Source organism: Thermoplasmata archaeon, from assembly GCA_035632695.1.
In the GTDB taxonomy this organism is placed as follows: Archaea; Thermoplasmatota; Thermoplasmata; order RBG-16-68-12; family RBG-16-68-12; genus RBG-16-68-12.
In genome coordinates this window covers 1-6,212 of record DASQGG010000133.1, presented here as the reverse complement: position 1 = coordinate 6,212, position 6,212 = coordinate 1, and the positions used below count along the sequence as shown (strand labels likewise).

Sequence of the window (6,212 nt, the reverse complement as noted above, 5' to 3'; positions counted from 1 at the left end):
GCCTGGTGTTCCGGCGGACGGGACAGGCGGCCGCCACGACCTCGGTCTGAAGGACGAAGGGAAGCTGGAGGCCACACGGCCCGATTCCGCTCTTCATCTCCGTCCCTGCTGTATCGACCCTGTAGATCTCCTCCATCCGGTCAAACCGCCAGGACGGCTCAATGACGCACACCCTGCCCACATCGCGAAGGACCGCAATCCTTTAGCGACCGCACATCGGTGCCAGCGCGCGTTCCCGATGATTTCCGGAGCCCACGTCATCCTCTACAGCACCGATGCCGAGGCGGACCGAGCGTTCTTCCGCGACGTCCTCAAGTTCCCGCACGTGGACGCGGGGAACGGCTGGCTCATCTTCGCCCTCCCGCCCTCCGAGCTCGCGGTTCACCCCGCGGACGAGAACGGGTCGCACGAACTCTTCCTGATGTGCGACGATCTCCAGGCGACGGTGACCGCGCTCCGCCGGAGGAAGGTCGCGTGCTCGCCCCCGGACGAGCGGGAATGGGGGACGATCGTGAGCGTCTCGCTACCCGGCGGAAGCAAGCTCGGCCTGTACCAGCCGAAACACCGTCGGGCCCACAGCTAGCGTCTCCTCGGAAGAGGAAAAGAATGAGACGTCTCGCTGCGGCGCAATACGCCATGTGCGCGTCTCCGAGTTCGGCGTCCCTGAATCGCACTTCCGCGCGTCGTGACGCCGCTTTCCCCCCGGCCGCGACGACTCAGGCCACCAGGCCCGTTTCGCGTGCGCACACGTCCCACAGGCGTTGCGCCAGTCCGGAGTCGTAGGACGACTCGGAGGAGCGGATCTCCTTCCTCCGATAGAAGTAACGTCCCGTCGTCCCCGCCACCTCCGGGGCGGTGGCCAGGTACACCAGGGTGTCCGCGCCCTCCTCGGAGCTCACGCCGAACGCGCGGCTCACGAACCGGATCCCGCCCCGGTAGAGGCGTCCGTTGTTCCAGCCAAAGTGCGAGGCCACGAACCCGGGATGGTATGCGTTCACGGTGACCCGGTCGCTCGGGACGCGGCGCGCGGCCTCGTACGTGAGAAGCTGGAGGGCGAGCTTGGACCGCCCGTACGCCCGCAAGCCGCGGTACCTCCGCCGTCCCTGGAGGTCCTCGAGGTCCAGATGGGCGCCCTCATGGGACTCGGAGGACGTGTTGATCACCCGGGCGGGCGCGGAGGCCACGAGCCGGTCAAGGAGCAGGTTCGTCAGGAGGAACGGCGCGAGGACGTTCAGGGCGAACGTGATCTCGCGGCCCTCCGAGGTCGTGTGGCGCCTCGCGAAGTACCCGCCCGCATTGTTCGCGAGGACGTCGATCCTCGGATAGCGGTCCTTCAGGTCGCCCGCGAGACGCCGGACCTGGGCGAGGGATGAGAGGTCCGCGACGACGGACTCCACGGCTACGTTGCCGGTCGTGCGCCGAATGGACTCGACCGTGGAGGCGGTTCGGTCCGGGTCGCGGCCCGCCACGACCACACGCGCTCCCCGTTGCGCGAGGGCGTACGCAGCGGCCGCCCCGATGCCGGAGGTGGCGCCGGTGAGGACGCACGTCTTGCCCGTCATCGTCCCCTCGGCGGCCATGTCCAGGGCCATCCAGGGGTCGGCGCTACTTGAACTCAGCCCTCCGGACCCGCGGCTTCGCGTCGGTCACCAGACGGTCCAGGAGGTGCTGGGCGCCCCTCGCGACCTCGTCGACCGCGCGGTCGAACGCCGCCGCGTTGGCCCGGGAGGGCCGCGGAAAGCCCGAGATCTTCCGGACGAACTGGAGCGACGCCTGACGGATCTCCTCGTCGGTCGCAGGCGGATCGACGTTGAACAGGGGCTTGATGCTCCGGCACATGGGATCGCTTCCTGGACGGCAGACTCGCGGAGGGGAATCCCCCGGAGACGCGTGGGCGCCCGCAGGCCTTCCCAAGCTAAGGCGCCTTCCGGTCGAGGGAAGCGATCTCCCAGGCCCTCCGCGTGCATCCCCGCCGCCCGAAACCCTTGAATGCTCGAAGCGCGGTAGTCCTCGCGAGGTGGAGGGAACGCTCGCGGAACGGGAGCACCGGACTCGGAGGGACGTGGTCGTCCTCCTGCTCGCGGCGGCCATCTCCTTGGCGACCGCGGGCCCGCTGGCCGGCCGGGCGTGGGCGGCCGTCGGGGGCCACGTTCCCTTGATCAGCGGCATCACCGCGATTGGGTCGAGCGATGCCGCGTTGAACCTGACGGTCGGAGGCGCCATGGACTGGAGCTTCCGCCCGAACGGGACGCCCAGCCTGGTCACGATCGCCTGCGCCGCCTTCGGAACGAACGTCACGCTCGCCGCGACGTACGCCGGGGCCAGCATGAACCCAGGCATCGTGTACGACCACGTGCCGTTCTACGTCGGCATCTGGTACCTTGCGTCGCCTCCCGCAGGGACCGAGAGGGCGGCCGTGAGCCTGAGCCGTGCGGACGGGGGCACGCCCACGGAATGCTCCGCCACGGGCTGGACGGGGACCGCGGCGGTGGACGCGTCCGTCTCGAATGCGAGCTGGGAGTGGGGCTATGTCCAGTCCTACCTCACGATCGCCCCGGCCCGGGCGGTTCCCGCGGGCGAGGTGTTCTTCAGCGCCCTGAGCCGGTTCGAGTGGGGCCAGGGGACCCCGCTCGCCGTGGGCTCCACGGGCGGCGGCGCGACCTTGGTGGACGCCAACACGACGCTCGGGTTCGGCTGTCTGGCGATTCTTGACCATCCCGACGTGGATTGCGTCGCGTCCGCCCAGCTGCGCACCGGGGGTACGTCGATGACCTACACGTGGGCGTACTTCGGCGGCTTCGCGGTTGCCGCGGGATTGGGCCTCGTGGCAGGGACCGGCCCCGCCCCGGTCGGCGGCACGGCGGGAACGGTCCTCGGCCTCCCGAGCGTGCTCTTCGTCCTCGTGTTGCTCCTTGCGGGCATCTCCGTGGGACTGGCCCTCGCCCTCCTCTGGCCTCCTCGCGGTCGCGACCGAGTCCGGACGCCGTGAGTGCGGTCCCGTGGCGAGTTCGACCGAGCTTGGTCGCACCGCTTCTCTCTCGGACCACGCCCTCACCTCGGGGGTTGTTCGGTCGTCCTCAATCCTTGGCGCCTTGGTTCCGGCCGCCGGTCGGGAGACTCCCTTCGCTTACTAGGGCTTTCGGACCGGCGAAGGAAATTCCTTGATCCGGGGGTGCCTGGGTATGAGTTGGCATCGGCCGCGGTCTTCGAGACGACAATGCCGTTCCTAACCGCGAAACGGTCCGGCTCAGGGACAACCCCGCGGAGACCACGAGGACTACTCCTGCCGCCAGAACGCCTCGTCGCCCCACGCACTCCGGAGCGCGAGGCCGAACGCGAGCTCTCGCTCGACCACGTCCAAGGGTGGTTCGATCAGGGTGAGCCGGACGCCGCTGACCGTCTCGTTCCCCCGGACCGCGGGGCGACCCGCTTCCGTGAAGACGATGCTCCCGAACTCCATCGAGCCGACGTCATAGTGGTGCCCGTTGAAGTCGAACACGGTGCGCTCGGCCTCGGGGCGGAAGTCGATGTACAGGGTGATGCCGGGCCGCTCGATTTCGAGAATCTGTCGCTTCTCGTCGTAGCGCACGAGCCCGGGCTCCACTCCCGGCGGTCCTTCGACCACGTACCCGCCCGACTGCGCAGGGCGGACGTCGAACGTGCCCGTCTCCGTGCGGACCTTCCCGAGGTTCCTCAGGGATCCGACCTTCGCGGTGACGGTCACCGTCGGGCGTAGCCACGTCTTCCGCATAGCCCTTCCGGCCGACACAGGGGCGAACCGGGGCGAGGTCGGACTCATGCCCGGTGTACCGCACCGGCGCCAAGCGATTCGAGAACCGACCGCTGCTTCGTTCGCAGGATGAACGCCCACCCTTCATGGACGTGGAAGAGAACCGCGAAGCGGCCGAGCATCTGCGACTCCCACGAAGTCCGGTCCCTCGACGACGGCGTGGTCGTGGCCACCCAGCCGCACATCCCCTCCTCGTCTGCAAGCAGCAAGTCGGCGTAGGCGGGCGGCGGCACGAGCCCGAGGAGCTCGTGGCAGAAGGGTGAGGGCACCTCCTTGCCGAACTCGATGAGGTAGGCGAGTTGGTCCTGGCGGGGAAGGTTGGTAGAGAAGTAGTCGAGGCCGAGTCTCGCGTGGGGATGGTGTGCCAGCACGTCGGGTTGCAGCCCGGTGGGCTGACCGTACCAACGAGGCTGGGGGTCCGACGAGGTGCGGATGTTCGTGAGCACGTAGAGGTAGGGGTACAGCGTCTGGAGCGCGGCTACGTTCCTCACGTAGATGCCCCACGTTTGCTCGTCACCGGAGGGAGGGGTTTCAAACTCGAACATGGCGTCGAACGTGCCGTTGGCTTCGTGCAACGGTTGTTTCTGGACCAGACCAACCAAGTTCATGGGCGGAGGCGAATCGGACACGCTCGGCATAAGCCCTTCCTGCGGACTCGGGGGCGAACGAGGCAGGGGCATCCCTCATCCCACGGTTCGATTCTCTCCCGGGGATTTGAGGCCGCGGTGGCTGCGGATGCCGGCCGCCAGACCGCAGACTGAAGGCAAGACAGTCCCCTCTTGAATCATGCCCCCGGCTCGCATCTTGGCGGCGGTCAGGTCCGCGTCCAGCCGACAGTAACGACTATTCCCTACTTGCCGGAGGTTCTTTAGGTCCCGAGGACGCTCAACGACGGGTGCTCCTGTGGGCGACATCGCGACGATCTCAACGATCATTGTGACCGTGAGCGTCGTCACGGGCGTGGTCTTCACGGTCCTCGAGCTTCGCCACCTGGCCCGAACCCGGCGAACCGAGGTCATCATGCGCATCTATCAGGAATTCGGCCGGAAGGAGTGGATCGACAACGTGATGAAGGTCGGGGCGGCCAAGTTCGTGAGCCTCGAGGACTACTCGGCCCGGTACGGCCTCACGCCGGTCCTCCAGGTCGCGATGCTCTTCGATGGCGTGGGTGTGCTCCTCGAGGAGGACCTCATCGACCTGCGTCTGGTGAACAGTCTGTTCGGGTCGTCCGTGAGCCCTCTGTGGCAGATGGTCCGGCCGATCGTCTACGCGATCCGCGCCTCGGGCGCCCAGCCGACCATGTTCTCCCACTTTGAATCCCTCTACCATCGACTGAGCGGGTACCGCGCGGACCATCCCAACGTTCCGACCTGAATGGGGGGAAGCGGGGCATCCCGGAGGGTGCCCTCCAAACCGGATTCGATCCGGGTCTGGAGGAGCCCCTTCACGCGACCCACTTGCCGCGGTCGATGACGACCGTGCCGCCGATCTCGACGGTCCCATGGGCGAGGTGGCTCGCGAAGCCGTAGGACGACTCGTTCTTCCCTCCGATCAGGCGGTTGTCCCCGATGCCGATCGTGACCGTCCCCGCGACCACGGGGTTCTGCAAGAATCCCGCCTTCGCTTTCGGGTTGAGGCCGACGGAGAACCCCCCGAACATGTCCTTGGCCCCCGTGGCCGTCTCCCAGCTCGCCTGGGATGCGGCGAGGTTCCGCTTCGCGGAGATGTCGATCGCGTGGCCGTCGCGGAACGTCCAGCTCAGGCCCTCGATCAGGCGGCCCTGCTGAGGGATGCCGACGTCGCTCACGAAGGTGCCCTGGGCGCTCTCCTCGACGGGCGCGACGAAGGCGGACCCCGCGGGGAGCCCGACGTCCCTGTTCCCGGCCGCCAGGTCTTCGTCCGAGATCACGCCGTCGTCGACCTCGGGCCGCCGGTCCCCTCCGGCGATCCGGAAACGCAGGTCCGTGCCGTTGTCCGCGGTGACGTGCACGTCCGCGGGGGCCGAGAGGCGGGCCGCCACGCCCTTGCCGGCGGCCCCGAGCTTGCCGTAGTTAACGGCGATCGCGGCCTCGACCATGGCCTTCCAGGCCGGGTAGCTGAAGCCGTACGTCCGGGCGCGCTCCCGCGTGACCTGGCCGAGGGCCACGCCGACGGTCTTCGGCTTCTTCACGAGGCTCTTCTCGAAGTGGGCCTGCTCGCCCGCGTACATGGCCCCGAACTTCTCGTTCCCGACCCGGGCCATGGGGCCGGGATCCTTGGGACCGCCGAGGTAGACGTAGGACTGGGCGTACTCGGCGATGCCGAGGCAGTGCGCGGACGTTCGGCGCAGGTTCTCCTCCGTGAAGTTCTTGAACTGCCCGTAGAAGATCCGGTCTGTGTCGAGGGCCAGGATCGGATCGGCCCCGAGCTTCTGGCATTCGAG

General features: G+C 68.1%; 8 protein-coding genes. 3 read left to right on the top strand and 5 right to left on the bottom strand.

Features of this window, described 5'->3' with window-relative positions:
- Positions 1-238: 238 nt before the first annotated feature.
- A complete protein-coding gene (locus VEY12_08700; protein ID HYM40203.1) occupies positions 239-583 on the top strand; it encodes an extradiol dioxygenase in 345 nt (114 codons plus the stop codon).
- A 133-nt stretch (positions 584-716) separates the two neighbouring features.
- On the opposite strand, the gene VEY12_08695 is transcribed toward VEY12_08700, so the two are convergent.
- Complete coding sequence (locus VEY12_08695) at positions 717-1,580, bottom strand: SDR family NAD(P)-dependent oxidoreductase (protein ID HYM40202.1); 864 nt, start codon at positions 1,578-1,580, stop codon at positions 717-719.
- A 25-nt stretch (positions 1,581-1,605) separates the two neighbouring features.
- The gene (locus VEY12_08690; protein HYM40201.1) at positions 1,606-1,839 is read right to left on the bottom strand and encodes a DUF2277 domain-containing protein; all 234 of its coding nucleotides are present in this window, start codon (positions 1,837-1,839) and stop codon (positions 1,606-1,608) included.
- Between the two features lie 178 nt (positions 1,840-2,017).
- Between VEY12_08690 and VEY12_08685 the strand changes: the two genes are divergently transcribed.
- On the top strand, positions 2,018-2,989 hold the full coding sequence (locus VEY12_08685) for a hypothetical protein (GenBank protein ID HYM40200.1): 972 nt from the start codon (positions 2,018-2,020) through the stop codon (positions 2,987-2,989).
- A 288-nt stretch (positions 2,990-3,277) separates the two neighbouring features.
- Here VEY12_08685 and VEY12_08680 read toward each other — a convergent pair whose 3' ends face one another.
- Together VEY12_08680 and VEY12_08675 are read right to left on the bottom strand one after the other, a co-directional pair.
- Positions 3,278-3,724: a hypothetical protein gene (locus VEY12_08680; protein HYM40199.1), complete on the bottom strand. Its 447-nt coding sequence runs from the start codon at positions 3,722-3,724 to the stop codon at positions 3,278-3,280.
- A gap of 71 nt (positions 3,725-3,795) precedes the next feature.
- Entirely contained in the window at positions 3,796-4,398 is a 603-nt protein-coding gene (locus VEY12_08675; protein ID HYM40198.1) for a hypothetical protein, read from the bottom strand.
- A gap of 295 nt (positions 4,399-4,693) precedes the next feature.
- On the opposite strand from VEY12_08675, the gene VEY12_08670 reads away from it, so the two are divergent.
- Entirely contained in the window at positions 4,694-5,164 is a 471-nt protein-coding gene (locus VEY12_08670; protein ID HYM40197.1) for a hypothetical protein, read from the top strand.
- 70 nt (positions 5,165-5,234) lie between these two features.
- On the opposite strand, the gene VEY12_08665 is transcribed toward VEY12_08670, so the two are convergent.
- A partial coding sequence (locus VEY12_08665) for an aminopeptidase (GenBank protein HYM40196.1) occupies positions 5,235-6,212 on the bottom strand: 978 nt, incomplete at its 5' end.

What these genes read in the sequence shown, in the direction of transcription:
- VEY12_08675 (HYM40198.1), bottom strand. Translation starts at nt 4,398, where the DNA reads ATGAACTTGGTTGGTCTGGTCCAGAAACAACCGTTGCACGAAGCCAAC.
- VEY12_08690 (HYM40201.1), bottom strand. Translation starts at nt 1,839, where the DNA reads ATGTGCCGGAGCATCAAGCCCCTGTTCAACGTCGATCCGCCTGCGACC.
- VEY12_08695 (HYM40202.1), bottom strand. Translation starts at nt 1,580, where the DNA reads ATGGCCGCCGAGGGGACGATGACGGGCAAGACGTGCGTCCTCACCGGC.
- VEY12_08700 (HYM40203.1), top strand. Translation starts at nt 239, where the DNA reads ATGATTTCCGGAGCCCACGTCATCCTCTACAGCACCGATGCCGAGGCG.